At 72.3% G+C, this 26,791-nt stretch carries 19 protein-coding genes; 16 read left to right on the top strand and 3 right to left on the bottom strand.

Features of this window, described 5'->3' with window-relative positions; all coding sequences use genetic code 11:
* The 7 genes from araA to LV78_RS36090 all read left to right on the top strand — a co-directional run bounded on the left by araA (position 1) and on the right by LV78_RS36090 (position 10,681).
* Positions 1-1,509 carry an L-arabinose isomerase gene (gene araA / locus LV78_RS36125; protein ID WP_253850600.1) on the top strand — a complete coding sequence of 503 codons (1,509 nt, stop codon included), beginning with the start codon at positions 1-3 and terminating at the stop codon, positions 1,507-1,509.
* Positions 1,510-1,658: 149 nt separating this feature from the next.
* Complete coding sequence (gene chvE, locus LV78_RS36120) at positions 1,659-2,780, top strand: multiple monosaccharide ABC transporter substrate-binding protein (RefSeq protein WP_015800701.1); 1,122 nt, start codon at positions 1,659-1,661, stop codon at positions 2,778-2,780.
* A 2-nt stretch (positions 2,781-2,782) separates the two neighbouring features.
* Positions 2,783-4,309, top strand: coding sequence for a multiple monosaccharide ABC transporter ATP-binding protein (mmsA, locus tag LV78_RS36115; RefSeq protein ID WP_253850599.1), 1,527 nt, complete (start codon positions 2,783-2,785; stop codon positions 4,307-4,309).
* On the top strand, positions 4,306-5,523 hold the full coding sequence (gene mmsB / locus LV78_RS36110; protein WP_253850598.1) for a multiple monosaccharide ABC transporter permease: 1,218 nt from the start codon (positions 4,306-4,308) through the stop codon (positions 5,521-5,523). Before mmsA ends, mmsB begins: the two co-directional genes overlap by 4 nt.
* Positions 5,524-5,576: 53 nt before the next feature.
* Complete coding sequence (locus tag LV78_RS36105) at positions 5,577-6,794, top strand: C39 family peptidase (protein ID WP_253850597.1); 1,218 nt, start codon at positions 5,577-5,579, stop codon at positions 6,792-6,794.
* 370 nt (positions 6,795-7,164) lie between these two features.
* On the top strand, positions 7,165-9,393 hold the full coding sequence (locus LV78_RS36095; RefSeq protein WP_308208794.1) for a rhamnogalacturonan lyase family protein: 2,229 nt from the start codon (positions 7,165-7,167) through the stop codon (positions 9,391-9,393).
* Positions 9,394-9,526: 133 nt separating this feature from the next.
* Positions 9,527-10,681 (top strand): hypothetical protein, encoded by a 1,155-nt coding sequence (locus tag LV78_RS36090; protein WP_253850596.1) that lies wholly within the window; start codon positions 9,527-9,529, stop codon positions 10,679-10,681.
* Between the two features lie 55 nt (positions 10,682-10,736).
* On the opposite strand, the gene LV78_RS36085 is transcribed toward LV78_RS36090, so the two are convergent.
* Both LV78_RS36085 and LV78_RS36080 read right to left on the bottom strand, forming a co-directional pair.
* A complete protein-coding gene (locus tag LV78_RS36085) occupies positions 10,737-11,066 on the bottom strand; it encodes a putative quinol monooxygenase (protein WP_253850595.1) in 330 nt (109 codons plus the stop codon).
* Between the two features lie 90 nt (positions 11,067-11,156).
* Positions 11,157-12,170 (bottom strand): LacI family DNA-binding transcriptional regulator, encoded by a 1,014-nt coding sequence (locus LV78_RS36080; protein ID WP_253850594.1) that lies wholly within the window; start codon positions 12,168-12,170, stop codon positions 11,157-11,159.
* A 214-nt stretch (positions 12,171-12,384) separates the two neighbouring features.
* On the opposite strand from LV78_RS36080, the gene LV78_RS36075 reads away from it, so the two are divergent.
* The 3 genes from LV78_RS36075 (at position 12,385) to LV78_RS36065 (ending at position 19,889) form a co-directional block, all read left to right on the top strand.
* Complete coding sequence (locus LV78_RS36075; RefSeq protein ID WP_253850593.1) at positions 12,385-15,222, top strand: AbfB domain-containing protein; 2,838 nt, start codon at positions 12,385-12,387, stop codon at positions 15,220-15,222.
* Between the two features lie 171 nt (positions 15,223-15,393).
* Positions 15,394-18,621, top strand: a complete 3,228-nt coding sequence (locus tag LV78_RS36070; protein WP_253850592.1) for a GH92 family glycosyl hydrolase — start codon at positions 15,394-15,396, stop codon at positions 18,619-18,621.
* Between the two features lie 146 nt (positions 18,622-18,767).
* Positions 18,768-19,889, top strand: a complete 1,122-nt coding sequence (locus LV78_RS36065) for a hypothetical protein (RefSeq protein ID WP_253850591.1) — start codon at positions 18,768-18,770, stop codon at positions 19,887-19,889.
* A gap of 172 nt (positions 19,890-20,061) precedes the next feature.
* On the opposite strand, the gene LV78_RS36060 is transcribed toward LV78_RS36065, so the two are convergent.
* Positions 20,062-21,150, bottom strand: coding sequence for a Fic family protein (locus LV78_RS36060; RefSeq protein ID WP_253850590.1), 1,089 nt, complete (start codon positions 21,148-21,150; stop codon positions 20,062-20,064).
* Between the two features lie 407 nt (positions 21,151-21,557).
* Between LV78_RS36060 and LV78_RS36055 the strand changes: the two genes are divergently transcribed.
* From LV78_RS36055 to LV78_RS36030, 6 genes are all read left to right on the top strand, one after another.
* The gene (locus LV78_RS36055; RefSeq protein WP_253850589.1) at positions 21,558-22,769 is read left to right on the top strand and encodes an endonuclease; all 1,212 of its coding nucleotides are present in this window, start codon (positions 21,558-21,560) and stop codon (positions 22,767-22,769) included.
* Between the two features lie 19 nt (positions 22,770-22,788).
* Positions 22,789-23,010, top strand: coding sequence for a hypothetical protein (locus LV78_RS36050; RefSeq protein WP_253850588.1), 222 nt, complete (start codon positions 22,789-22,791; stop codon positions 23,008-23,010).
* Complete coding sequence (locus LV78_RS36045; protein ID WP_253850587.1) at positions 23,007-24,113, top strand: sensor histidine kinase; 1,107 nt, start codon at positions 23,007-23,009, stop codon at positions 24,111-24,113. Before LV78_RS36050 ends, LV78_RS36045 begins: the two co-directional genes overlap by 4 nt.
* The gene (locus tag LV78_RS36040) at positions 24,106-25,200 is read left to right on the top strand and encodes a hypothetical protein (RefSeq protein WP_253850586.1); all 1,095 of its coding nucleotides are present in this window, start codon (positions 24,106-24,108) and stop codon (positions 25,198-25,200) included. The genes LV78_RS36045 and LV78_RS36040 overlap by 8 nt, the downstream gene beginning before the upstream one ends.
* A 65-nt stretch (positions 25,201-25,265) precedes the next feature.
* Positions 25,266-25,904 (top strand): response regulator, encoded by a 639-nt coding sequence (locus tag LV78_RS36035; RefSeq protein ID WP_253850615.1) that lies wholly within the window; start codon positions 25,266-25,268, stop codon positions 25,902-25,904.
* Between the two features lie 152 nt (positions 25,905-26,056).
* Complete coding sequence (locus tag LV78_RS36030) at positions 26,057-26,716, top strand: hypothetical protein (protein WP_253850585.1); 660 nt, start codon at positions 26,057-26,059, stop codon at positions 26,714-26,716.
* Positions 26,717-26,791: the final 75 nt, after the last annotated feature.

Here is a 26,791-nt window from a genome sequence, read left to right as displayed (position 1 = left end):
ATGCCCGCAGCGGCGACGCCCCAGGTCTGGTTCCTCACCGGCTCCCAGCACCTGTACGGCCCGGAGACCCTGGACCAGGTCGCCGACCAGTCCCTGCAGATCCAGCGGATGCTGGCCGACGCGGGCCGGATCTCGGCCGAGATCGTCAGCAAGCCCGTGCTCACCGACTCCGGCGCCATCCGCAAGGTGATGCTGGAGGCGAACGCCGACCCGAGCTGCATCGGCGTGATCGCGTGGATGCACACGTTCTCGCCCGCCAAGATGTGGATCACCGGGCTGGACGCGCTGCGCAAGCCGCTGCTGCACCTGCACACCCAGCTCAACGAGTCCCTGCCGTGGTCGACCATCGACATGGACTTCATGAACCTGAACCAGGCCGCCCACGGCGACCGCGAGTTCGCGTTCATCCAGACCAGGCTGGGCGTGCCGCGCAAGACCGTCGTCGGCCACGCCACCGACCCGCGCGTGCTCAGCCGGGTCGACGCGTGGGTGCGGGCGGCCACGGGCCACAACACGCTGCGGAACCTGCGACTGGCGCGCTTCGGCGACAACATGCGCGACGTCGCGGTCACCGAGGGCGACAAGGTCGAGGCCGAGCTGCGCTTCGGCGTCTCGGTCAACACCTACGGCGTCAACGACCTGGTGGCCGTGGTCGACGCGGTCGGCGAGGACGAGATCGACTCGCTGGTCGCCGACTACGCCGAGCTGTACCGGCTGGCGCCCGAGCTGGCCAAGGGCGGCGACCGGCACGACTCGCTGCGCTACGCGGCCCGCGTCGAGGCCGGGATGCGCCGCTTCCTGGTCGACGGCGGCTTCGGCGCGTTCACCACGAACTTCGAGGACCTGGGCGGGCTCCGCCAGCTCCCCGGCCTCGCGGTCCAGCGCCTGATGGCCGACGGCTACGGCTTCGGCGGCGAGGGCGACTGGAAGACCTCGGTGCTGCTCACCGCCATCAAGGCCATGGGCGAGGGCACCGGCAAGGGCACCTCCTTCATGGAGGACTACACCTACCACCTGGTGCCCGGCGAGGAGAAGATCCTCGGCGCGCACATGCTGGAGGTCTGCCCGACCATCGCCAAGGACACCCCGTCCTGCGAGATCCACCCGCTGGGCATCGGCGGGCGCGAGGACCCGGTCCGCCTGGTCTTCGACGCCGTCGAGGGCCCGGCCACCGTGATCGGCATGTCCGACCTCGGCGACCGCTTCCGCCTGGTGGCCAACGACATCGACGTCGTGGCCCCGGACGAGCCCCTCCCCGCCCTCCCGGTGGCGCGCGCGGTCTGGAAGCCCGCGCCGTCGCTGGCCGTGTCCGCCGAGTCCTGGCTGACCGCGGGCGGGCCGCACCACACCGTGCTGACGCAGGCCGTCGGCTCCGAGGTCCTGCGGGACTTCGCCCAGATGTCGGAAACCGAACTGGTGCTGATCGATCAGAACACCACCACGGAGCAGTTCGCGGACCGGCTCCGCTGGAACCAGGCGTACTACCGCCTGGCGCAGGGGCTCCGCTAACGAGCCCGGTCGAACCCCGCTGGTCCAGACCACTACTCTGCGTCGTCAGGAACGGTCGTCAGGACCGGCGGGGTTCGCCACCCTCGGCACCACCGCGCCAGCACCACCGGCGCGGGCAACACCGCCACGCAACACCCGGAGGAGAAACAATGAAGTTTCCGAAGATCGTCGCGGCGTTCAGCGCCGCGGCGCTGGCTGTGTCACTGTCGGCCTGCGGGTCGGCGGAGAAGACCGTGGACCAGAAGGGTGGGGACACCGAGGGCGCCCTCGTCGGCGTCACGATGCCCACCAAGTCGTCCGAGCGCTGGGTGCACGACGGGGACAACATCAAGAAGGCCCTGGAGGACAAGGGCTACAAGGTCGACCTCCAGTACGCCGAGAACCAGATCCCGACCCAGGCCAACCAGCTGGAGAACCAGATCACCAAGGGGGCCAAGCTCCTGATCGTGGCCTCCATCGACGGCAAGGCGCTCAGCAACCAGCTGGAGCAGGCCAAGGCCCAGAACATCCCGGTCATCTCCTACGACCGGCTCATCCTGGACTCGCCGAACGTCGACTACTACGCCTCGTTCGACAACTTCAAGGTCGGCGTCCAGCAGGGCACCTCGCTGCTGACCGGCCTCAAGGTCATCAACGCCGATGGCTCCCCCGGCTCCGCGACCGGCCCGCTGAACATCGAGCTGTTCGGCGGCTCGCCGGACGACAACAACGCGCCGTTCTTCTTCAAGGGCGCGATGTCCGTCCTCCAGCCGCACATCGACAAGGGCACCCTCGTCGTCAAGAGCGGCCAGAAGGACTTCGACATCGCGGCCACCCTGCGCTGGGACCCGGCCACCGCGCAGCGCCGCATGGAGGACCTGATCACCTCCACCTACTCCGGCGGTGAGAAGATCGCGGGCGTGCTGTCCCCGTACGACGGCATCTCCATCGGCATCCTCTCGGCCCTCAAGTCCAGCGGCTACGGCACGGCGGGCCAGCCCTGGCCGATCGTGACCGGCCAGGACGCCGAGGTCGCCTCGGTCAAGTCGATCATCGCGGGCGAGCAGTACGCCACCGTGCACAAGGACACCCGCAAGCTGGCCGACGTCACGGTCAAGATGGCGGAGTCGCTGCTCAAGGGCGAGAAGCCCGAGGTCAACAACGAGACCGACTACAACAACGGCAAGAAGGTCGTCCCGGCCTACCTGCTCGACTTCGTCGCCATCGACAAGTCGAACTGGGAGAAGGAGCTCGTGGAGACCGGCTACTACACGGCGGATGAGCTGAAGTAACGATGACCGACGACATCCTGGTGATGCGCGGCATCACCAAGAGGTTCGCGGGGGTCACCGCGCTGAGCGACGTCAACTTCGCCGTTCAGCGCGGTGAGATCCACGCGATCTGCGGGGAGAACGGCGCTGGCAAGTCCACGCTGATGAAGGTGCTCTCCGGGGTGCACCCGCACGGCTCCTACGAAGGCGAGATCGTCTACGACGGGCAGCCGGTCGCGTTCTCGACCGTCCGCGACAGCGAGCGGCTCGGCATCGTGATCATTCACCAGGAGTTGGCGCTCGCCCCGCAGCTCTCCATCGCGGAGAACATGTTCCTGGGCAACGAGCGCGCCTCCAAGGGCCTGATCGACTGGAACAGGACCAACCACGAGGCAGCCGAGCTGCTGGCCCGCGTCGGCCTCCGGGAGAACCCGGTGACGCAGGTCAGCGACATCGGCGTGGGCAAGCAGCAGCTGGTGGAGATCGCGAAGGCCCTGTCGAAGGAGGTGAAGCTGCTCATCCTCGACGAGCCCACCGCGGCGCTCAACGACGAGGACTCGGCCCACCTCCTCGACCTGCTCGAAGGGCTGCGCGACGAGGGGATCACCTCGGTGATCATCTCGCACAAGCTCAACGAGATCACGCGGATCGCGGACAACATCACGATCCTGCGCGACGGCAGGACCATCGAGACGCTGCCCGCCGAGGGGCTCAGCGAGGACCGGATCATCTCCGGCATGGTCGGCCGCGACCTGGAGAACCGCTACCCGCCCCGCGAGCCGAAGATCGGCGACGAGGTGCTGCGGATCGAGGACTGGACGGTGCACAGCCCCGTCCAGGCCGACCGGGTCGTGGTGGACAAGGCCTCGCTCACCCTGCGGCGCGGCGAGATCGTCGGTCTCGCCGGGCTCATGGGCGCGGGCCGCACCGAGCTGGCGATGAGCCTGTTCGGCCGGTCCTACGGCGCCAACATCTCCGGCAAGGTCTTCAAGAACGGCCAGGAGATCAGCACCAAGACCGTCGACCAGGCGATCGCCCACGGCATCGCCTACGTCAGCGAGGACCGCAAGCGGTACGGGCTCAACCTGATCGCCGACGTCCAGCGCAACATCTCCGCCGCCGCGCTCCGCAAGCTCGCGCCCAAGAAGTGGGTGAACGAGAACGAGGAGCACGCGGTCGCCGAGAAGTACCGGCGGAGCATGAACATCAAGACGTCCAGCGTGGCGACCACGGTCGGCACGCTGTCCGGCGGTAACCAGCAGAAGGTCGTGCTGGCCAAGTGGATGTTCACCGACCCCGAGGTGCTGATCCTCGACGAGCCGACCCGAGGCATCGACGTCGGCGCGAAGTACGAGATCTACACGATCATCAACGAGCTGGCCGAGCAGGGCCTCGCGGTGCTGGTGATCTCCTCGGAGCTGCCGGAGCTGCTCGGCCTGTGCGACCGCGTGTACGCGCTGTCGTCCGGTCGGATCACCGGTGAGCTGGACCGCGCCGAAGCAACCCAGGAACGCCTGATGCAGCACATGACCCAGGGACAGATGACATGAGCACCGCCAAACTCGATCCGCCGGTCGCCCCCGCGGCTCCCGGCGCCAGGAACAAGTTCTCGATCAACATCCGCCAGTCCGGCATCTACGTGGCGTTCGCGTTCATCGTGGTGCTGTTCTCGGTGCTGACCGACGGCGCGCTGCTCACGCCCCAGAACATCTCCAACATCATCGTCCAGAACTCCTACGTGCTGATCCTCGCGATCGGCATGATCCTGGTGATCATCGGCGGGCACATCGACCTGTCGGTCGGCTCGGTGGTGGCGGTGACCGGCGCGGTCTGCGCCGTGCTCACCGTGAAGATGGGGATGGCCTGGCCGCTCGCGGTGCTCATCACGCTCCTGGTGGGCGCGATGATCGGCGCGGCGCAGGGCTACTGGATCGCGTACTTCGGCATCCCCGCGTTCATCGTGACGCTCGCGGGCATGCTGGTCTTCCGCGCCCTCACCATGACCGTCCTGGGCAACCAGGGCATCGGCCCGTTCCCGGACCCGATCCGGACGCTGGCCAACGGCTTCACCGAGGGCTACCTGGGCAACGTGGCGCTCGGCCCGCTGGGCGGCGCGGACCTGGTGTCCCTGCTGGTCGGCCTCGCCTGCGTCACGGCCTACGCGTTCTCGCAGCTGCGCAAGCGCCAGGCGCGCCTGGGCTACAAGCAGACCGTCGAGCCGATGGGCGTGTTCATCGCCAAGATCGTCGGCATGGCGGTGATCGTGCTGGCCGTCGTGGTGCAGCTGGCCCGCTTCCGCAACCTGCCGTGGGTGCTCGTGCTGCTCGCGGCGCTGGCCCTGGGCTACTCGCTGCTGGCCAACCGCTCGGTGTTCGGCCGCCACATCTACGCGATCGGCGGCAACCTCCAGGCGGCGCAGCTGTCCGGCGTGAAGACCAAGCAGGTCACGTTCTGGCTGTTCGTCAACATGGGGATGCTGGCCGCGCTCGCGGGCGTCATCTTCGCGGGCAGGCTCAACCAGGCCGGTCCGACGGCGGGCAACTCGTTCGAGCTCGACGCGATCGCGGCGGCCTTCATCGGCGGCGCGGCCGTGCAGGGCGGTGTCGGCAAGGTGGTCGGCGCGATCACCGGCGGCATGATCATGGGCGTCATCAACAACGGCATGTCCCTGATCGGCTCGCCCAGCGAGCAGGTGATGCTCGTCAAGGGCCTCGTCCTGCTGGCCGCCGTCGCCTACGACGTGTGGACCAAGCGCCGCTCGTGACCTGACCCGGTCGGGTGTTTACCACCACCGCGCCCGCCGCGACAATCTCCCACATGAGATTGCTCGCGGCGGGCGCGGTGCTGTGCGCGGTGGTGTTGTCGGTGTCGGCGACGACCGCCGTCGCCGCGCGGTCGGGGGGATCAGTGGACTACCACGAGTGGAGCGCGGGCTCGCTGCGCCAGGGCGTGTTCGAGGGCGTCCTGGTCGGGCCCGGCGGGCTGGAGCTGGTCCGGCCGGTGGGGCGGGTCGAGCGGGAGGGGCGGGAGTACGAGTACGCGCGCTGGACCTCGCCGGTGCGGCGGCTCGGCTTCCCGGCGACCCAGGCGGTGGCCTCCTGGAACGCGCGCACGCCCGCCGGGACCTGGATCCAGGTCGAGTTCCGCTCGGTGGGCGGCGCCGGGCCCAGCGGGTGGTTCGTGCTGGGGCGCTGGGCCTACGGGGACGCGGACATCAAGCGCGCCACCGTGTCCGGGCAGTCCGACGAGCACGGCTCGGTGGACGTCGACACGTTCGTCGCGGGGGAACCGCTGGTGGCGCACCAGGTCCGGGTGACCCTGCACCGCGCGGTCGGGCAGGTCGCGGCGCCCTCGGTGTCGCTGGTCGGCGTGATGGCGTCGGCGGTGCCCGACCGGTTCACCGTGCCCGCCAGCAAACCGGGACCCGCGCGCGGGATCGAGCTGGCCGTGCCCCGGTACTCGCAGAACGTGCACCTGGGGGAGTACCCGGAGTACGACGGCGGCGGCGAGGCGTGGTGCAGCCCCTCGTCCACCGAGATGGTCGTGGAGTACTGGGGACGCGGGCCGACACCGGAGGAGACCTCGTGGGTCGACCCGGCGTACGCGGACCCGACGGTGGACCACGCGGCCAGGCACACCTACGACTACGACTACCGGGGCGCCGGGAACTGGCCGTTCAACACGGCGTACGCGGCGCACTTCGGGCTCAGGGCGCACATCACCCGGCTGACCTCGCTGCCCGAGCTGGAGCGCTACATCGCGCGCGGCATCCCGGTGATCACCTCGCAGGCGTTCCAGGCCGACGAGCTGCCGGGGTCGGGGTACTCGACCGGCGGGCACATCATGGTCGTGGTCGGGTTCACCGAGCGCGGTGACGTGATCGCCAACGACCCGGCCTCGCCGGACAACCCGTCGGTGCGGCGGGTGTACCCGAGGCGGGCGTTCGAGAACGTGTGGCTGCGGACCCAGCGGCCCCTGCCCGGCGGTGGGGTCGGCGGCGGGTCCGGCGGGATCGCGTACATCATCCAGCCTTGAGCGGCTGGTTTGAGCTGCCTGGTTTGAGCGGCCAGGCCTGAGTGATCCGGCTTGAGCGGAACCGCACCGCCGCACGCCCTCCGCCCTCCGCTCGCCGCGCCGCCGACCGCCCACACATACATACCGCCGGGTGCCGCCGCCGAACGCCGCCGCACCCCCGCACGCCCCCCGTATGCAGCGCTGCCGAACGCCCCCGTCCCCAGGTCGACGAACGCCCCCACCCCCCGAGTCGAACGGCGCGGGGCCCGTTGTCGAACGCCGATCGCCGTCGAGAAAGCGCTTTCCAGAAGGGGTTGACCCGTCGTGTCCGAATCCGCTTCACTCGGTTCTCACATGGGAGCGTTCCCAGAAGCGAGATGAAGGAGCAACGGTGCTCACCAACTCGTTCCGCGCGCGGTTGGGCGCGGCGATCGCCGCCGCCACCGCGCTGAGCGGCGGACTGGTCGTCGTGGGCACGGCCTCGGCCGCCCCAGCCTGCAAGGTCGACTACACCGTGCAGAACCAGTGGCAGGGCGGCTTCTCCGCCAACGTCACCGTCAACAACCTCGGCGACCCGGTCGACGGGTGGTCCCTGGTCTGGAACCTCGCCTCCGGCGAGAAGGTCGACCAGGGCTGGAACGCGGCGTTCTCGTCCTCGGGCGCGACGGTCACCGCGTCCAACGTGGACTGGAACAAGGCCATCCCCACCGGCGGGTCGGTCTCGTTCGGGTTCAACGGGTCCAGGACCGGCGAGCCGGTCGTCCCGTCGAGCTTCGCGCTCAACGGCAGCGCGTGCACCGGCGGCGTCGCGCCCACCACGACCACCACCACGACCACGACCACCGGCGGCCCCACCACCACGACCACCGGTGGCGGCACCGCGCCGCTGCCCGACCCGACCGGGCGCAAGCAGGTCGAGCGGCTCGACCGGGGCCTGATCAGCGTCCGCTCCGGCAGCGGGAACCTGGTCAGCTGGCGGCTCCTGGGCGGCGACCCGCAGAACGTCGCGTTCAACGTCTACCGGGGCAGCACCAAGCTGAACGCCTCGCCGATCACCGGGTCCACGAACCACCTGGACAGCGGCGCGGCGGCGGACGCCTCCTACACGGTCCGCGCGGTGGTCAACGGGGCCGAGCAGCCCGCGTCCCCAGCCTCGCTGGCCTTCGGCAACGGCTACCGGGACGTGCCGATCCAGCCGCCGTCGAGCGCCTACGCCGCGAACGACGCGAGCGTCGGCGACCTGGACGGCGACGGGGTCTACGAATTCATTCTTAAATGGGAGCCCAACAACGCCAAGGACAACTCCCAGTCCGGCACCACGGACGTCGTCTACGTCGACGCCTACAAGCTCAACGGCACCAGGCTGTGGCGGATCAACCTGGGCCGCAACATCCGGGCGGGCGCGCACTACACCCAGTTCCAGGTCTACGACTACGACGGCGACGGCAAGGCCGAGGTGGCCATGAAGACCGCCGACGCCACCGTCGACGGGCGCGGCACGGTGATCGGCAACGCCTCCGCCGACCACCGCAACTCCTCCGGCTACGTGCTCGCGGGCCCCGAGTACCTGACCATGTTCAACGGCCAGACCGGCGCCGCGATGTCCACGGTCAACTACGACCCGCCGCGCGGGACCGTGTCCGACTGGGGCGACAACTACGGCAACCGGGTCGACCGGTTCCTCGCCGGGACCGCCTACCTGGACGGCGCCCGCCCCTCGCTGATCATGGCGCGCGGCTACTACACCCGCGCGGTCATCGCGGCCTGGGACTTCCGCAACGGCGCGCTCACCAAGCGCTGGGTCTTCGACTCCAAGGCCTCCGGCAACAGCGGCTACGCGGGCCAGGGCAACCACTCGCTCACCATCGGCGACGTCGACGCGGACGGCCGGGACGAGATCGTCTACGGCGCTGCGGCCATCGACGACAGCGGCAAGGGCCTGTGGAACACCGGCCTCGGCCACGGGGACGCCGCGCACCTGGGCGACCTCGACCCGTCGCGGGCGGGCCTGGAGTACTTCAAGGTCGACGAGGACACCTCCAAGCCCGGCTCGTTCTTCGCCGACGCCCGCACCGGTTCCCGCGTGTGGACCACCGCGTCCGGCGGCGACAACGGGCGCGGCGTCGCGGGCGACATCTGGGCGGGCAGCCCTGGGGCCGAGGCGTGGTCGGCGCGGGACGCGAACCTGCGCAGCGCCAAGGGGGCCGAGATCGGGCGCAAGCCCAGCTCGATCAACTTCCTGGCCTGGTGGGACGGCGACCCGGTGCGCGAGCTGGTGGACCAGACCCGGATCGACAAGTACGGCACCGGCGGCGACACCCGCCTGCTGACCGCGTCCGACGTGCACAGCAACAACGGCACCAAGGCCACCCCGTCGCTGTCCGGCGACCTGTTCGGCGACTGGCGCGAGGAGGTGGTGTGGCCCACCGCGAACAACACCGCGCTGCGGATCTACTCCACCCCGCACCAGACCGACCGGCGCATCCCGACCCTGATGCACGACACCATGTACCGGGTCGCGATCGCCTGGCAGAACACGGCCTACAACCAGCCGCCGCACCCGAGCTTCTTCATCGGCGACGGCATGGCCACCCCGCCCTGGCCGGACATCCACTACTGAGCCCAGGGCGGCTCCGGCAGAACCGTTGGTGAACCGAACGTTCCCGGCGCCCGTTGACCCCAGCGGGCGCCGGGAGCGGCAAGCCCGTCTCCGCCGCCGCGAGGAAACGTCCCCTAGCGAGGAGAACCGGCTCATGGTGAGGAAGAAGGTCAGCGGAGCAGCCGCCGCGATCGGCGCCGCGGTGCTCGGCGCGGCGCTCGTCCACGGCGCGGTCGACCCGGCCCCGGCGTCGGCCGCGGACTGCGGGAGCGGCACGTACCACGCCGAGGTGACCAAGTCCGGCAGCACCTGGACCGCCAAGCGCGGCAGCACGACCGTGCACACCGGCACCGACATGCGCGCCGCCATGCAGGCCGCCGTCGGCGCGCTCACGTCCGGGCGCACCAGCAAGGAGCGCCTGGTGGTGCGCGGGTCCGGCACGATGAGCGCGGGGTCGCGGTTCTCGCTGCCCAGCTACACGGTGCTCGACGTGTGCGGCACGATCAACGTCACCGGCAGCGGCACCGGCGACCAGGCCCCGGTGTACGCGCGCGGCGTCACCGACGTCGAGATCCAGCACCTCAACGTCACCGGGACGCCGCTGTACGGCATCTTCATCCGCAACGCCACCAACGTCGTGCTCGGCCAGATCGACATGCGGCTGTCCAGCGGGCTCGGCGTGCGGATCGACAACCGGGGCGACACCTCGGTGCGCACCAGGAACGTGCGCATCGACAACGTGTACGTGTCCGGCGCGTCCAGCCACGCCGTGGAGACCTACGGCCTTGACGGGCTCACCGTCGGCACGGTGACCGCGCGCAACGTCGGCGAGTCCGGGCTGCTGCTCAACGACACCATCAACGCGAACGTCACCCTGGTCGACGCGGACGGCGCGGGGACCGGCACCGGGTACGCGGCGTTCCGCACCGCCAACCGGAACGGGCGGATCAACAACGCCTACCCGATCAACGTCCGGGTCGGGCAGGTGATCGCGCGCGGCGGCGGGCGCGGGGTGTTCTGCGTGTCCGAGAGCGGCGGGTTGCAGATCGACCGGGTGGACATCGCGAACACCGGCAACAACGCGATCCTGATCGAGAACTGCTACAACGTGAACCTGGCCGCGCAGAGCGGGACGGTGACCGGGCCCGGCGACATCAGGCTGGCCTCGCGGTCGGAGTTCCCGGTGACCAAGGACGTCGTGGTGCAGAACCTGCGGGTGACCAACTCGGCGATCACCGAGAACCCGTGCGGCACGAACACCACGTTCCGCAACAACACCCTCGTCAACAGCAAGCAGACGATCTGCTAGTCCTCAGTGGACGGTGGGGGCCCCGGCGCGCGATCGCCGGGGCCCTCGCGCGTGGTCAGCCGTTCTTGACGGCCAGCTCGCCCAGCTCGTGCCAGGTGTTCTGCGGGACCTTGGTGTTGATGATCCTCGGGGTCTCCACCAGGTAGGGCGGCAGCTCCTCCTGGGCGTTCTTGAAGTGCGCCGAGTTCACGTGCACGACGGCCGCGTCGTCGTCCTCGAACGCCTCGACCAGCACGTACTCGTTCGGCACGTCCAAGCTGCGGGACCAGTCGTACCAGAGGCACCCGGCCTCGGCGCGGGTCGCCTCGGTGAACGCCCGGCTGATCTCCGGCCAGTTGTCGGCGTGCTCGGGCTTGACCAGGAACTTGGCGGTGATGAAGATCATGACGCTCCCTCGGCGTTGGCCGTCCGAACGGTTCGGGCCTCGGCTCGATCCTCGCACAGCGGGTGAGCGCGGGCGCATCCGGTCAACCGGTTACCGGGCGTGCGCGGGCCGCCCGTCCCCGCTGCTCTCCCGCACCCGCAGGGCGAACGGCACGCCGACCTCGCGCGGCCCGCCCGCCTCGCCCGCCGCCCGCCGGTGCAGCAGGTCCACCGCCTCCCGCGCGATCGCCGCCTTGTCCGGGGCGACCGTGGTCAGCGACGGCAGGCTGTACGCGCTCTCCTCGGTGTTGTCGAAGCCGACCACCGCCACGTCCTGCGGCACCCGCGCGCCGCGCTCGGCCGCCGCCCGCAGCGCGCCGGTCGCCAGCAGGTCGTTGAAGCAGAACACCGCGTCCGGCGGCCGGGGCAGCGCCAGCAGGGCCGCCATCGCCCGCGCGCCGTCACCCCGGTGGTAGTTCCGCACCCGCGCCACCAGCTCGTCCCGCGCGGGCAGCCCGGCCGCCGCCAGCGCCTCCCGGTAGCCGGTCAACCGCTGCGCCGCCGTGCCGCGCGTGGGGTGCGCGCCGATCGCGGCGATCCTGGTCCGGCCCACCGCCACCAGGTGCGCCACCGCCGCGCGGGCCGCCTCGACGTTGTCGATGCCCACCCGGTCCAGGTCCGCGCGCACCGAGTGCTCGCCCAGCAGCACCACCGGAACGGCGGGCTCGCCGAAGTCGGCCGCCGTCAGCGCCTCCGGGCTCACCAGCGCCCCGTCCACCAGGTGCGGGCCCAGCGCGGCCAGCGCGGCGCGCTCGCCCTCCCGCGTGCCCTGGGTCTGCTCGATCAGCACGTTCCAGTCGTGCTCGCGCGCCGCCGTGATCACCTGACCGGCCAGCTCGCCGAAGTACGGGATGCGCAGCTCCGGCACCACCAGCGCCACCGACCCGGTGCGACCCCTGCGCAGGTTCCGCGCGCCCAGGTTCGGCCGGTAGCCGGTCGCGGCCAGCGCCTGCTCGACCCGGCGGCGGTTCTCCGGCTTCACGAAGCTGTGGCCGTTCACCACGTTCGACACCGTCTTGACCGAGACGCCCGCCAAGGTGGCGACGTCCTTGAGGGTTGCGGCCACCCGGCCCCCTTGTCGCTGGTGGGACGGCATCGGGTGGTGATCTTACCGGGCGGTTCGGAGGGTTTACAACGTTGTGCCAACGATGTAAAAAGCGGGGGCGCAACCGTCCAGGGCGTTCTCCCGCCGCAGGCGCCTCCACCCGGCAGATCCACCCCGCGCGTCCGCGTGCGCGGGTCCCTGCAAGCGAGTCCCCCGGACCCACCGGAGCGTCCCCATGCGCAGATCCCTGTCCCGCGCCCTCTTAGCCCCGCTGGCGGCCCTGCTCGTCGTCGGCGCGGCGGTCCCGGCGCTCGCCCAACCGGCCGTCCCGGCGCAGCCCGCCGACGCCGCGCGACCGGCCGACGTGGCGCGGCCCGCCGACACCGCCCAGCCCGACGCCGCGCCCGGCCCGTCCGCCGACGCGGTGTGGCAGCCCAAGCCCGCGCCGCTGACCACGCCGTGGACGAGCCAGGTCTCGCCGACCAACGCCCTGCCCGAGTACCCGCGCCCGCAGCTGGTCCGGCCGGACTGGCAGAACCTCAACGGGGTGTGGGAGTTCGCGGGCGCCGCGAACCTGAACGACCCGCCGATCGGCCGACCGCTCGCCGAGGGCGTCCTGGTGCCCTACGCGATCGAGTCGGCGCTGTCCGGCATCAAGCGGCACGAGGACAGCATGTTCTACCGGCGGACCTTCACCGTCCCGGCGGGCTGGGACGGGCGGCGGGTCAAGCTCAACTTCGGCGCCGTCACCTGGGAGAGCCGGGTCTGGGTCAACGGGACGCAGGTCGGCACGCACACCGGCGGGTTCGACCCGTTCTCGTTCGACGTCACCGGCGCGCTCCGCAGCGGCGGCAACGAGATCGTGGTCGGGGTCAACTCGCCCGTCGACGGCCAGCGCTACCCGATCGGCAAGCAGCGGCGGAACCCGAGCGGCATCTGGTACACGCCCGCGTCCGGGATCTGGCAGACCGTGTGGCTCGAACCCGTGGCCACCAACCACATCACCCGCCTGGACACCACGCCGGACGTGCCCGCCGGGGTGCTGGACCTGGTCGTGCGGGGCAGCGCGGGCCAGCAGGTGCAGGCCCAGGTGCTCAGCGGCGGGCAGGTCGTCGGCACGGCGTCCGGGACGGTCGGGCAGCACCTGCGGGTGCCGGTGCCGAACGCGCGCCTGTGGTCGCCGGACGACCCGTTCCTGTACGACCTGCGCGTCACGATGGCCGGTGGTGACGCGGTCACCGGGTACTTCGGGATGCGCTCGCTCGGCAAGGCCGTCATCGGCGGGGTCACCAGGCCGCTGCTGAACGGGGACTTCGTGTTCCAGCTCGGCACCTTGGACCAGGGCTACTGGCCGGATGGCGTCTACACCGCGCCCACCGACGCGGCGCTGCGCTCGGACCTGGAGCAGCAGAAGGCGTTGGGCTTCAACATGGTCCGCAAGCACATCAAGGTGGAACCGGCCCGCTGGTACTACTGGGCGGACAGGCTCGGGCTGATGGTGTGGCAGGACATGCCGTCGGTCGACTCGGTGGACGAGGCCCCGAACAGCCACGCCAACTACGAGTCCGAGCTGCGCCGCATGATCGACCACCTCAAGGGGATCACGTCGATCGTGCAGTGGGTGCCGTTCAACGAGGGCTGGGGCGAGTACGACGCCGGGCGGATCACGGACCTGGTGCGGTCGCTGGACAACACCCGTCTGATCAACCACAACTCCGGGTCCAACTGCTGCGTCTCCGACCCCGATCCCGGCAACGGCGACGTGATCGACGACCACGCCTACCAGATGTCGTCGGGCACCCGGCAGCCCGACGGGCGGATCGCGGTGCTCGGCGAGTACGGCGGGCTCGGGCGGCGGATCACCGGGCACGAGTACCAGCCGGGCCAGGGCTTCGCGTACGGCGACCTGTTCCCCGACGAGAACTCGCTGACCAGCCGGTACGTGACGATCACCGAGGAGGTCGGGCGGTTCGTGCAGACGCGCGGGCTGTCGGCCTCGGTGTACACCGAGCCGTACGACGTGGAGAACGAGGTCAACGGCTTCTACACCTACGACCGCCAGGTGCTGAAGATGAACGCGGCGCAGGTGCGGGCGGTCAACCAACGGGTCCTGGCGCGCGCCAAGGGGACCGAGGTCGGGCGGGACGAGCTGGTCTCGCTCAAGGTAGCCACCCCCGGCTTCACCACCCGCTTCCTGCGGCACCAGAACTCCCTCGCCCGCACCGACGTGCTCACCCCCGGCAGCGGCGAGGGCGCGACCAAGGACGCCACCTACCGGCTGCGCCCAGGGCTCGCCGACCCGGCCTGCTACTCGTTGGAGTCGCGGAACTTCCCCGGCAGCTACCTGCGGCACGCCTCGTCGCGGGTGCGGTTGGACGCCAACGACGGCAGCGCGCTGTTCGCCGGGGACGCGACGTTCTGCGCCCGCGACGGCTGGGGCGCGACGGCGTTCGAGTCCAAGAACCTGCCCGGCCACTTCCTGCGGCACTACAACGAGGGCGTGTACGTGGCCCGCAGCGGCGGCCCGAACCCGTGGGACGGCGCGGCGAGCTTCACCCAGGACACCGCCTGGAACGTCACGATCCCGCTGTGGCGCAGCGGGGTCGACCTGCCCGTCGACCAGGCCCGCTCGCTGCGGGTGACCACGCCCGGCTTCACCGACCGGTTCCTGCGGCACCGGGACAGCCTGGCCCGCACCGACGTGGTCGGCTCCGCGAGCGACGCGACCACCAAGGGTGACGCGACGTTCGTGGTGCGGCGCGGGCTGGCCGACCCGTCCTGCTACTCGTTCGAGTCGCGGAACCTGCCCGGCCGGTTCCTGCGGCACGCCTCGTACCGGCTGCGCCTGGACACCAACCCGAACACCGACCTCTTCCGCAGGGACGCCACGTTCTGCGCCCAGCCCGGCGCAGGCGGCACGCGGCTGGCCTCGGTGAACGAGCTGGGCGCGAACGTCCGGCACTACAACGCGGAGGTGTGGGCGGCCAGCGACGGCGGGGCCCACGCGTACGACAACCCGGTCTCGTACGCCCAGGACGTGAGCTGGAGCTTCGACTCCCCCTGGACGCCCTGACCCGGTGGGGCGGCGGGGCGCGGGACCGTTCGGGTGCCGCGCCCCGCATCCCACTTCGGTGCTCTGGACGGCCATGAGGTGGTGCGCCACCCTCAGGAAGCGGTCCGGGAACCGAACCGCCTGTTCGACCCTGTTGCTTGACAACGTTGTCACACAGAGAGGCCGTCGACGATGACCCTCCCGCGAGGCAGCACAGCACTGGCCGCCGCAGCACTGCTCGTGCTCGGAGCGGCCGTCCCAGCCCAGGCCCAGCAGCCGACCGGGAGCGCGGCGGAGGACCCCGTCACCCTGGTCAACCCGTTCGTCGGCACCCAGAACTTCGGCAACACCTTCCCCGGCGCGAGCGCCCCGTTCGGCATGGTCCAGGTCAGCCCGGACACCGGCGGCCAGGGCGGCTACGACTACCAGCAGGGCTTCATCCACGGCTTCAGCCAGACCCACCTGTCCGGCGTCGGCTGCCCCGTCGCGGGCGAGCTGCCGATCATGCCCACCACCGGCGCGGTCACCAGCACCGACCACAACGCCTACCGGTCGGCCTACAGCCACGACGACGAGGAGGCCGAACCCGGCTACTACCGCGTGGGCCTCCAGCGGTACGGCATCGGCGTCGAGCTGACCGCCACCCCGCGCACCGGCTGGCAGCGCTACTCGTTCCCGGCGGGCGCGAGCGGCAACGTGCTGCTCAACACCGGCAAGGCCAACCAGCAGGTGCTCGACTCGCAGGTGCGGGTGGTCGACGACCGGACCGTGGAGGGGCGGGTGCGGGCCGGGCGGTTCTGCGCCGGGCTGGACGAGCACACCGTCTACTTCACCGCCTCGTTCGACCGGCCGTTCCAGTCCTTCGGGACCTGGCGCGGCGGCTCGGTCACGCCCGGCGCGCGGGAGGCGTCGGGCAGCGGCGGCAACGGGGCCTACGCCACGTTCGACACCACCGCCGACCGGGACGTCGTGGTCAAGGTCGGCCTGTCCTACACCGGGATCGAGGGCGCGCGGAAGAACCTGGCCGCCGAGACCGACGGCCACGACTTCGACGCCGCCCGCGCCGCGCTGCGGCAGACCTGGCGGGAGCAGCTGGGCCGCGTCGAGATCGGCGGCGGGGAGCTGGAGCGCCGCAAGGCGTTCTACACCTCGCTCTACCACTCGGTGCTGCACCCGAACCTGGCCGGGGACGTGGACGGCCGGTACACCGCGTTCGGCGGGCAGGTGAAGCAGGCGCAGGACTTCACCCCGCACCAGAACTTCTCCCTCTGGGACACCTACCGCCCGCAGAACCAGCTCCTCGAACTCCTCGAACCCGAGGTGGCGCGGGACGTCGCGCTGTCGGTCCTCGCGGCCGGGCGCGACGGCGGCTGGCTGCCGAGGTGGGCGCTGGCCAACAGCGAGACCAACATCATGACCGGCGACCCGGTCACCCCGTTCCTGGTCGAGGCCTGGTCGCGCGGGCTGCTGAAGGGGCACGAGGCCGAGGCGTACGAGCTGCTCAAGCGCAACGCCACCAGCCTGCCGCCGGACGACTCGCCGTACAACGGGCGCTCCGGCGTCGAGCACTACCTGGAGCGCGGCTACGTGCCGTCCGGCCTGGAGAAGGGCGTGGACTGCCCCCACAAGGGCGGCGACAACGACTGCGCCCACCCGGCCTCCGCGACGCTGGAGTACGCGGCGGCCGACGCCGCGCTCGCCCTGATGGCGGAAGGCCTGGGGCAGAAGGAGGACGCGCGCACCTTCGCCGCGCGCGGCAAGTGGTACCGCAACCTCTGGGACTCCGGCACGAAGCACTTCCGGCCGCGCACCCAGGACGGCACCTGGCTCGCGCCGTACGACCCGGTCGAGGCCGGGCACCAGTTCCACGAGGGCGGCGCGTACCAGTACCAGTGGCTCGTGCCGCAGGACCCGGACGGGCTGGTCGACCTGATGGGCGGGCGGCGCGAGACCGAGCGCAGGCTCGACGCGTTCTTCGCCTACGACAAACTGCTCGCCGACCCCGAGGGCACCGCGCGCACCGAGTGGATCACCCAGCCGTACGACTACTACGGCAAGCCGACCTACAACCCGAACAACGAGCCCGACCTGCACGCGCCGTACACCTACCTGTCGGTGGGCGCGCCCGCGAAGACCGCGACCGTGGTGCGGGCGGCCATGACCCTGTTCACCGACGGGCCGGACGGCATGACCGGCAACGACGACCTGGGCACGATGTCCGCCTGGTACGTGTTCTCCTCGCTCGGGCTGTACCCGACGATGAGCGGCGCGAGCTTCTTCGCCCTGTCCAGCCCGCAGTTCCCCAGCGCGACCGTCCACATCGGAGGGACCTCGCTCGCCATCACCGCGCCGGGGGCCAGCGACGCCAACCGCTACGTGCAGCGGGTGGCGCTCAACGGCAAGGACGTGCGCAAGACCTGGCTGTCCTGGGACGACGTGGCGCGCGGCGGCTCGCTCCAGCACCGGCTCGGCACGTCCCCGTCGACCTGGGGCACCTCCGCCGACGCCCGGCCGCCGTCGATCAGCCGGGGCCTGCCGGACACCCGCACGCACCTGGACGCCGCGCTGCGGCCGTCGACCGCCGTGCTGCCCACCTCGGCCGAGCGGCGCACCGTGCCGTTCACGCTCGACGTGCTCGCCCAGTCCCCGCTCGTGCTGCCGGTCTCGTTCACCGCGTCCGCGCCCGATGGCTGGCGGGTTCCGCTGCGCCCCTTGGTGATCCCGTCGTTCACGCTGCCCGCGCAGCGCGAGGTCGAGGTCCCGGTGAGCATCCCGGCGAACACCCCGCCGGGCACGTACGAGGTCTCGGTGACCGCGCGCGGGCCCGGCGCCACCACGGCGAAGGTCGCTGTGGAGATCCGGGAAGCGGTGGCGTGCGCGGCGAGCGGTGACGGGTGGTGCGCGGTCGACCTGTCCGCCGCGCTCAACCACGACGGCGCGGCCACGGTCGCCGCCCCCGGTGAGGGCGACTTCGACGGCGGCGGCTGGAGCTACGACGCGGCCCTGCTGCCCAGCGGCCAGGTCACCTGGGGCGACGTCACCTACACCGCCCCCGACACCTCCGGGACCGCGCCCAACTTCGTGGAGGCGCGCGGGCAGGCGCTGCTGCTGCCCGAGGGGAGGTACCCGGCGCTCAACCTGGTCGGCGCCTCGCACAACGGTCCGGTCGGCACGGCCGTGACCGTTCGCTACACCGACGGGACCAGCGCGTCCGCGCCGGTGGTCGTGGCCGACTGGGCCGGTTCGGGCAGCGCCGCCGTGCTGGAGATGCCGCACCGGATCAAGGCCGGTGTCGGGGTGGACTCGCCGCCGGTGCGGTTGTTCGGCCACCGCGTGGCGCTCGATCCGGCGAAGGTGGTTCAGTCGGTCGTGCTGCCTGCCGATCCCAGGGTCGAGGTGTTCGCGGCCACCCTCGGGTGATCACCGGGCACGCGGAGTCCCAGGGGGGTGAGGGCTGTGGTCGATTCGGGTGGCGTTCGCTGGTGCGAACCGGTGGCTCGTCATGCAGCCCTCGCCCCGGCCTCGGATGATCGAGGCCGAGCGGTAGCAGCGCGGTGGGAGGAGTCGTGCCGGTGTACGGGGTGTGGGACAGCCGCCCGTGGCGTGCCGACCTGCTGAACACCTTCCTGGTGCTCGACGTCCCCGAACTGCCGATGCGGGTGCTCGCGGTCGGAGCGGGCCTCGACCTGCGCCGCGCGGGCGAGGAGCTCAGCGCCGTGCTGGACCTGCCGCTGTGCGACGGCCCGGCCCGGCTGTCCAGGGTCGGCGGCGACCGGTTCCGGCTGCACCCCGAGCCGGTCCCGCCGGACGAGTGGGACGACGCGGCGCTGCTGGTGGCCAGGCGGGTCGGCGAGGACCTGCTGCGCACCCTGGCGAAGGTCGTGCCGGACGTGGCCGGGTTCGACCACGAGTGCGGCACGCTCGCCCTGCCCGAGGCCGAGTTCGCCGACGCGGCGGAGGCGGCGGCCTGGCCGGTGCGGCGACGGTGGCTGCTGCTGGGCGCGGTGCGCGCGGCGGTGAAGGCGGGCTGGCACACCCTGGCGGCGGCGCTGGCCGCGCGCACCTGGGTCGCGGCCTCGGTGGAGGCCGACCCCAAGTGGGCGGAGGAGCTGGCGCACTGGGGCACCGAGGCGGCGATCGAGTCCCGGCGGCCCGAGGCGCTGGCCGGGCTGCTGCGGCTGAGCGCGGTGTGGTTCGCCGACCACGGCGACTTCGTCACCGCCGAGGAGCACGGGGTGCGCGAGCTGCGCGCCCGGCGGCGGCTCGGCGACCCGGACGGCATCGCGGACGTGCTGTGGCGGCGGGCCGAGGTGTACCGGCGCTGGGGCAGGCTGCACCTGGCGCTGGACTGCTACCGGGACCTGGAGTTCCACTACCGCGAGCTGCTCGACGAGCGCGGCGGCGCGCGGGTCCGCGCGGCCACCGGCGTGGTGCTGCTCGCGGCGGCCCGCCCGGAAGCCGCCGCGGCGCAGCTGGAACGGGCGGCGCGGGTGCTCTCGGACCTGCCCGGCGTGGGCGCGGGGGAGCGGGCCGGGGTGCTGGAGGAGCTGGGGAACGCGTTGTGGCGCATGGGTTCCGGGGACAAGGCGGTGCAGCGGTACCGGGACGCGCTGGGACTGCTGGGCGAGCAGGACGAGGAGGCCGCCCGGCGGGTCCGGAGGTTGCTGGAGCGCGCCGAGCGGACGTGACGGGCGGGGGTGACGGACCTGGCGGTGACGGGCGGGGTGTGATGGGCGGGGTGTGACGGGCGGGTGTGATGGGCCCAGGGTCGAAGAGCCAACAGCGGCAGGCGGTTGGCGCCCCGGTCATCGGACTGTGGCCGGTGGTCTCTGACTCGCCCTATTCGGGCGAGCCAGCGAGTCAGCCCTTAAAAGCATCCTCGTCCCTGATCGGCTCACCGGGCGGCTCGGTCGTCAGCAGCCGCAGCACCGGCACGCACAGGAACACCTTCCGGTAGGGCCGGTCGTCCAGCGCCGTCAGCAACCCCAGCTCCACCAACCGCCGCGTCACGTCCGTGGCGGTCTTCGCGGTGAACCCGTAGCGGCGCACCAGGGCCGGGTGGGTCAGCACCGGGCTCGCCACCAGGTCGGCCGCCACCCGCCGGGCGCTGCGCGGGTGCGGCACCAGGTTCAGGTGGTGCGCGCGCAGCGCCGCCAGCTCCTCGATCAGGTTCGTCTGCGCCCTGGCCAGCTCGCGCACCCCGCGCGCGAAGAACTCCACCCACGCCACCGGCGACCCGCGCAGCAGCGCGTCGCGGCGGTCCGCGTGGGTGTCCAGCCACACCGGCAGCGGCAGGATCTGGTCGCGCAGCAGCCCCGACGCGACCAGCCGCAGCGAGGTGACCACGGCGGCGGCGTCCGGGAACGGCGGGTGCAGCGCCAGCAGCCGGTGCTCCAGGGCCAGCCGCGCGATGCGGGGAAGCGGTTCGAGCGCGCGCGTGGACACCGACCAGGTGCGCAGCGCCGACGACCCGGCCAGCGGCGGCGCGCCCCGGCCGCGCGCCCGGACCGCGCCCACCTCGGCCAGCAGGTCCACGTCCAGCGCGCGCCCCCGCGCCAGCAGCTCGGCCCCCAGCTCCAGCGCGGCGAGGTACCGGTCGAACGGCGGGTGCCCGCCCTCCCCGGTCACGTGGTGCGGCGCCCCGTCCTCCTGGTCGTCCTCCTCCGGGGACACCGCGCGCAGCAGCAGGTCCGGCGGCGTCCCGGCGCCGACGTCGGCGAACAGCCAGGCGTCCACCAGGTCCGCGCTGCGGCCCGACCGCGCCGCCGCGCCTCTGGCGTCCCGGATGCGCGCGCAGCGCGCCAGCACCGAGCGGTCCGGGAGGCGCCACGCCGCCTCGTCCAGCCCGCCCAGCGCGTGCTCGGCCTCGCCCAGCAGGCGCTGCACCGGGACGGGCAGCGGCGGGCCCACGAAGTCGGGGTCGGTGGGACCACCCGGTCGGTCGGTCATGGTCGGGAAGGGTGGCCGATGGGCGGTGGGGGCCTCAAGTGGTCACCGCCCCCGGCGTTCGCGGCCGGATCGGGCGCGGTGAACGTGCATCCGCCCGTGCGCCTGCACTCCCGGTGACTGCCTGGGCGATCGACGCAGGTCGAACGCGGTGCACTCGTCACGGACCGCAGTTGTGCGGTGTGCCCGGAGCATCGGCGGTGGAAGCAAAGCGCCTCGGGGGACGAGCGATTCCGGCACGAGACGCATCGGAGTCCACTCGATGGTGTGACGCCCGCGCGGGGTGACCCCGGACTTGGGCACTTATTCACACTGTCAACGGTCGTTCACTCTGAAGTGGCCACTGACGTGCGATTCTGTGTTCGTGTGGTGACCCTGCGCCGCACTTTGCCGGAGAGGATTCCTCGAAAGTGGACACTCGACGTCGTTGGACGACCTGGCACCCGGTGGCGATGCTCACCGCGGTGGCCGCCCTCGCGGCGGCGCTCCTGATCCCCGACCGCGCCGCGTCGGGGGCCGCCGCCCCGCTCACCGTCGCGCAGGCCGTCGCCCAGCAGGGCGGCTCCACGGCCACCGTGCGCGGCTACGTCGTCGGCCAGCCGACGGCCACCAGCACCGTCGTGCGGACGAACTTCCCGAACGACTACGCCCTCGCCCTCGCCGACTCGCCCACCCAGACCTCCACCGGCCAGATGCTCTACGTGCAGATCACCGCGTCGTTCCGCGCCGCGTGGGGTCTCAAGAGCAACCCTGGCCTGCTGGGCGCCCGGATCGACGTCACCGGCCCCCTCAACGCCTACTTCTCGCACGCGGGCCTGACCTCCCCGTCCGCGTTCGCCCGCGCCGACAGCGGCGGCGGCACCACCACGACCACCACGACGCGGGTCACCACGACCACGCCCGGCGCCACCACCACGACCCGGCCCGGCGGCACCGACTCCTACTACCAGGCCGCGCTCGGCAAGACCGGCTCCGCGCTGAAGTCCGCGCTGCACACCATCATCAGCACCGGTGCGCGCAAGCTCAGCTACGACCAGGTGTGGGAAGCGCTGCGCAACACCGACCAGGACCCTGGCAACAGCGGCAACGTCATCCTGCTGTACTCCGGCCGCTCCCAGTCCAAGACCGCCAACGGCGGCAACCCGAACGACTGGAATAGGGAGCACGTGTGGGCCAAGTCGCACGGCGACTTCGGCACCGCCACCGGCCCCGGCACCGACCTGCACCACCTGCGCCCCGAGGACGTGTCGGTCAACTCCGAGCGCGGCAACAAGGACTTCGACAACGGCGGCACCGCCGTCGGCGAGGCCCCCGGCAACCGCACCGACTCCGACTCGTGGGAGCCGCGCGACGCCGTCAAGGGCGACGTGGCCCGGATGATCTTCTACATGGCCGTCCGCTACGAGGGCGCCGACGGCTGGCCGGACCTGGAGGTCAACAACAGCGTCTCCAACGGCAGCAAGCCCAACATCGGCAAGCTGTCCGTGCTGCTCCAGTGGAACGCCCAGGACCCGCCGGACTCCTTCGAGCAGCGCCGGAACCAGGTCATCCAGGACAGCTACCAGGGCAACCGCAACCCCTTCATCGACCACCCGGAGTGGGTTTCCTCCATCTGGGGCTGATCGGGTTAAGGTCGCCCGCGTGATCCTCGGCGACGCGGTGCGGAAGTGGTGCGCGGTCCGGCTCCTCGCGGAGGCGGACGCCGAACCCCTCCCGCGCCGCGTCGCCGCTGTCGTCCCGGGGGCCCGCGCCCGGCTGACCGGCGCCGCGTGGGCCGGCGCCGACCGGACCCGCGCCGCGTGGACCCGCGCCGCGTGGACCCGCGCCGCGTGGACCCGCGCCGACCGGACCCCGGCCGCGTGACCGTCCGCGCCCGCCCCGCCCCCGGACAGGTCGAGGCGGACTTCCTCGACGTCGTCGCCAGGGTCGCCGGACCCGTGCGCGGCGTCGGGCTGGTGCTGCTCAGCTCGTTCGGCGTGCTGTCCGTGCCCGACGCGCGCCTGCCCCAGGCGTTCGCCCTGTTCGCCCTGGTGCTGCTCGGCGCGGTCGTGGACTGCTGGAGCGCGGTCACCGGGCGCGGCGCGGTGCTGGCGTTCGCGTTCGCCGTCGCGCGGGCGGGCGCGGTGTGCGCCACCCAGGACCCGTCGAGCCAGTGGGCGCTCAACGTCCTCACCACCACCGCGATCACCCTGCAGTGGGAGTGGTCGCCGAAGGTCACCGTGCCCGCGACCGCCGCCCTGCTCGCGGTCTACCTCGTCGGCGGCGAGGGCGGCGGCACGGCGGTGCTGCGGGTCGTGGTCGAGTGCGTGCTGGCGCGGCTGGCGTTCGAGCTGCTGCGGCGCTCCACCGGCCGGGTCGACCGGCTGCGCGCGAAGCGGGCCGCGCTGGAGCGGGCCGAGGCGCTCGCGGTGCAGCGGCGCAGGCAGGAGCGCGAGTACCTGGCGCTGCTGCACGACACCGCGTCGGCGACGTTCCTGGTCGTCGCGGTGCACGGCGGCGACCCCGACGAGGTCGCCGGGTACGCGCGGCGCGACCTGGCGGTGCTCACCGCGCCCGGCGGCGGCGAGGCGGGCGGGGTGGTGGACGTCGGGTCGTCGCTGCGCCCGCTGGTCGAGCGCGGCCCGGTGCGGTTCGAGACCCGGTTCGAGGACGCGCTCGCGCCGACCGGGGTGGCGCTGGCGCTGGTCAGGGCGGTGCGCGAGGCGGTGGTGAACGTGGAGCGGCACGCGGGCGTCGAGTCCGCCGAGCTGGTGGTGCGGGCGCGGGGGAGCGGCGGGGTGCTGGTGGAGGTGCGCGACCACGGGCGCGGGTTCGACCCCGGCGCGGTGCCCGAGCACCGGCGCGGCATCCGGGGTTCGCTGGTCGAGCGGATGGCCGCGGTCGGCGGGCGCGCCGAGGTGCGCTCGCGGCCGGGCGCGGGCACCCTCGTGCGGCTGACCTGGGACGGGGAGGCGACCCGTGGCTGAGGCCCCGCCGCCACCGCAGGAGGTCGCCGACCGGGTGTTCGCGAACGTGCGGCTGCTGCTGCTGTGCGTCACCGCCGTGCTCCAGTTCGGCCTGTGCCTGCCGCCGCTGCTGGTGCACGACCACGCCCCGACCGCCTGGCTGGCCTACGCGGCGTTCTCCGCGGTCGTGCTCCTGTGCGCGGTGTGGGTCGCGCCGCGCCGCCCGCTGCCGACGCCGGTGGTGGCGCTCGGCGTGGTCGTGGTGCTGGCCTCCTCGGTGACCGCGACCTCGGCCCTGCCGGACGGCGGCCACTTCCAGGCCCCGCACTGGTCGTTCGGCCTGGTCGGCTGGCACCTGCTCCTGCTGCTGCTCGACCGGGTCCCGCTGCTGCTGTGCGCGTTCGCCGCGCACGTGGTCGACAGCGTCGTGCAGTTCGTGCTCGCCGACCTGCCCAAGCGGGTCGAGATCGGCGCGGCGGGCGCGGTGCTGCTCAGCGTCACCAGCTTCCAGCTCGCCATCCTGTGGATCACCCGCGTGCTGCACCGCAGCTCCCGCCAGGCCGCCGAGGCCGCCGCCGAGCAGGAGCGCGCCGCGACCCGCGCCGCCCTGGCCAGGCAGTCCGAGCTGGACCTGCGCGCCGGGTTCGCCGGGCAGCTCGGCGCGACCCTGCCGCTGCTCGCCGACCTCGCGGACGGCGTGCTCGACCCGCGCGACCCGGACACCCGGTTGCGCTGCTCGCTCGCCGCGACCCAGCTGCGCAGGCTGTTCGCCGAGAACGACGACGTGCCCGACCCGCTGGTGCACGAGGTGACCGCGTGCGTGGACGTCGCCGAGCGGCGCGGGGTCGCGGTGTCGCTGGCGGTCAGCGGGGCTGCGGTGCCGGTGCCCAAGGACGTGCGGCGGGAGCTGACCGGCCCCGTCGCGGTCGCGCTGTCGGCGGCGCGCGAGCGGGCGCGGGTCAGCCTGCTGCGCACCGGCGGCGAGGTGCGCGTGGCGGTGGTCGCGGACGCCGGGGTGCCGGTCGCGGCGCAGTCGCCGCGCGTCGAGGTCGAGTGCGGCACGTACGGTGAGCACACCAGGACGGAGGCGAGGTGGCGGAGCGAGTGAGCGCCGACAGCGGAGGACCCGGCGGGGGAGGCACCGGTGGGGGAGGCCCCGGCTGGGACGCGCCGATCAGCGCGGTCGTGGTGGACGACCACCCGGCGGTGCGGGCGGGCGTGGCGTACTGGCTGCTGTCCGGCACACCGCCGATCGCGGTCGCGGCCAGCGGCGAGGACGTCAAGACCGCCTGGCTGGACGAGGGCGCGCGCGCCGACGTGGTCATCCTCGACCTGCACCTGGGCGGGCCGACCCCGGTGCTCGGCGACCTGCGCAGGCTCGTGGAGGCCGGGCGGCGGGTGGTCGTGTACTCGATGCGCGCCGACGACGACATCGCGCTGCAGTGCCTCGAACTGGGCGCGCTGTGCTACCTGACCAAGGCCGAGGGCGCCGAGCACCTCGTGCAGGCCACCCGCGCGGCGGCGCAGGGGCGGGCGTACACGCCGCCGTCGCTGGCGGGCGCGCTCGCGGGCGACCGCTCGGACACCCGGCCCGCGCTGTCGGCGCGGGAGACCGAGGTGCTGGTGGAGTGGTTCCAGTCCGAGTCGAAGGACTACGTGGCGCAGCGGCTCGGGATCTCGCTGAGCACGGTCAACTCGCACCTGGAGCGCATCCGGATCAAGTACGCGCTGATCGGCCGGGAGGCGCCGACCAAGGCGGCGCTGGTGGCGCGCGCGATCCAGGACGGGCTGATCGGGATCGACGACCTGTGACCCGGTTCCCCAAGATCGCCACGGCTAAACCGAGAGCCTGATCACGGGCGGTTTCCAGGGGTTCCGACGACCTGTGGTGCGAACGACCGACAGCGTGGCGGCCTCGCCGGGAATAGCGTCGGCCCGTCCGACGAGAACCTGAGGAGCCCGGCGTGAAGTCCTTCCGCAGCAGCCTGTTCGCCGCAGTCGGCGCTGCCGCCGTCCTGCTGTCCGCGTGTGGCAGCGAGACGAGCGGCACGGCGCTGCCCGCGGCGGACGCCACCGCGTCCTCCACCGCCGAGGAGAGCGCCCCGACCTCGTCCTCGGCCGCGAAGTCCTCCGCCGCCAAGACCTCCGCCGCCGACGCGCCCCCCGCGTCCGGCGACGTGGCCGCGCCCGGCAGCGAGTTCGAGGTCGGCCAGCGCGCGGTGGTGAACTTCAAGTACGGCACCAGCAAGACCGGCGTCATCGCGATCACGGTCGACTCGATCGAGGCGGGCGACCCGGCGGACCTGGCCAAGTACGGCGACAAGGCCGCGGGCATCACGCCGTTCTACATCCGGGCCACCGTCGAGAACGTCGGCGGCACCGACCTGGCGTACTCGTCGCTGCGGCTGCGCGGCATCAAGGCGGACGGCAAGACCAGCAGCGTGATCATCACCGGCGAGACGGACAACTGCCAGTCCGTCAACGCCAGCAAGGACTTCACCACCGCCGGGGCCACGTTCCAGACCTGCATCCTGCAGGCGGGCAACGCCGCCGAGAAGATCACCGGCGCCAAGTACGACGCCGCCGAGGAGTACACGAAGGCTCCCGTGGTGTGGAAGGGATGACCCGATCGGGGGGTCGGATCGCTGCTAGCGTCCGCAGCGTCAGGTAGCCGAACGCCGGGGAGCCCAGGTCGTGTC

The organism is Actinosynnema pretiosum (assembly GCF_024171695.1).
GTDB lineage: Bacteria > Actinomycetota > Actinomycetes > Mycobacteriales > Pseudonocardiaceae > Actinosynnema > Actinosynnema pretiosum.
The sequence above is the reverse complement of the archived record's forward strand: the minus strand, read 5'-3'. Positions and strand labels throughout refer to the sequence as shown.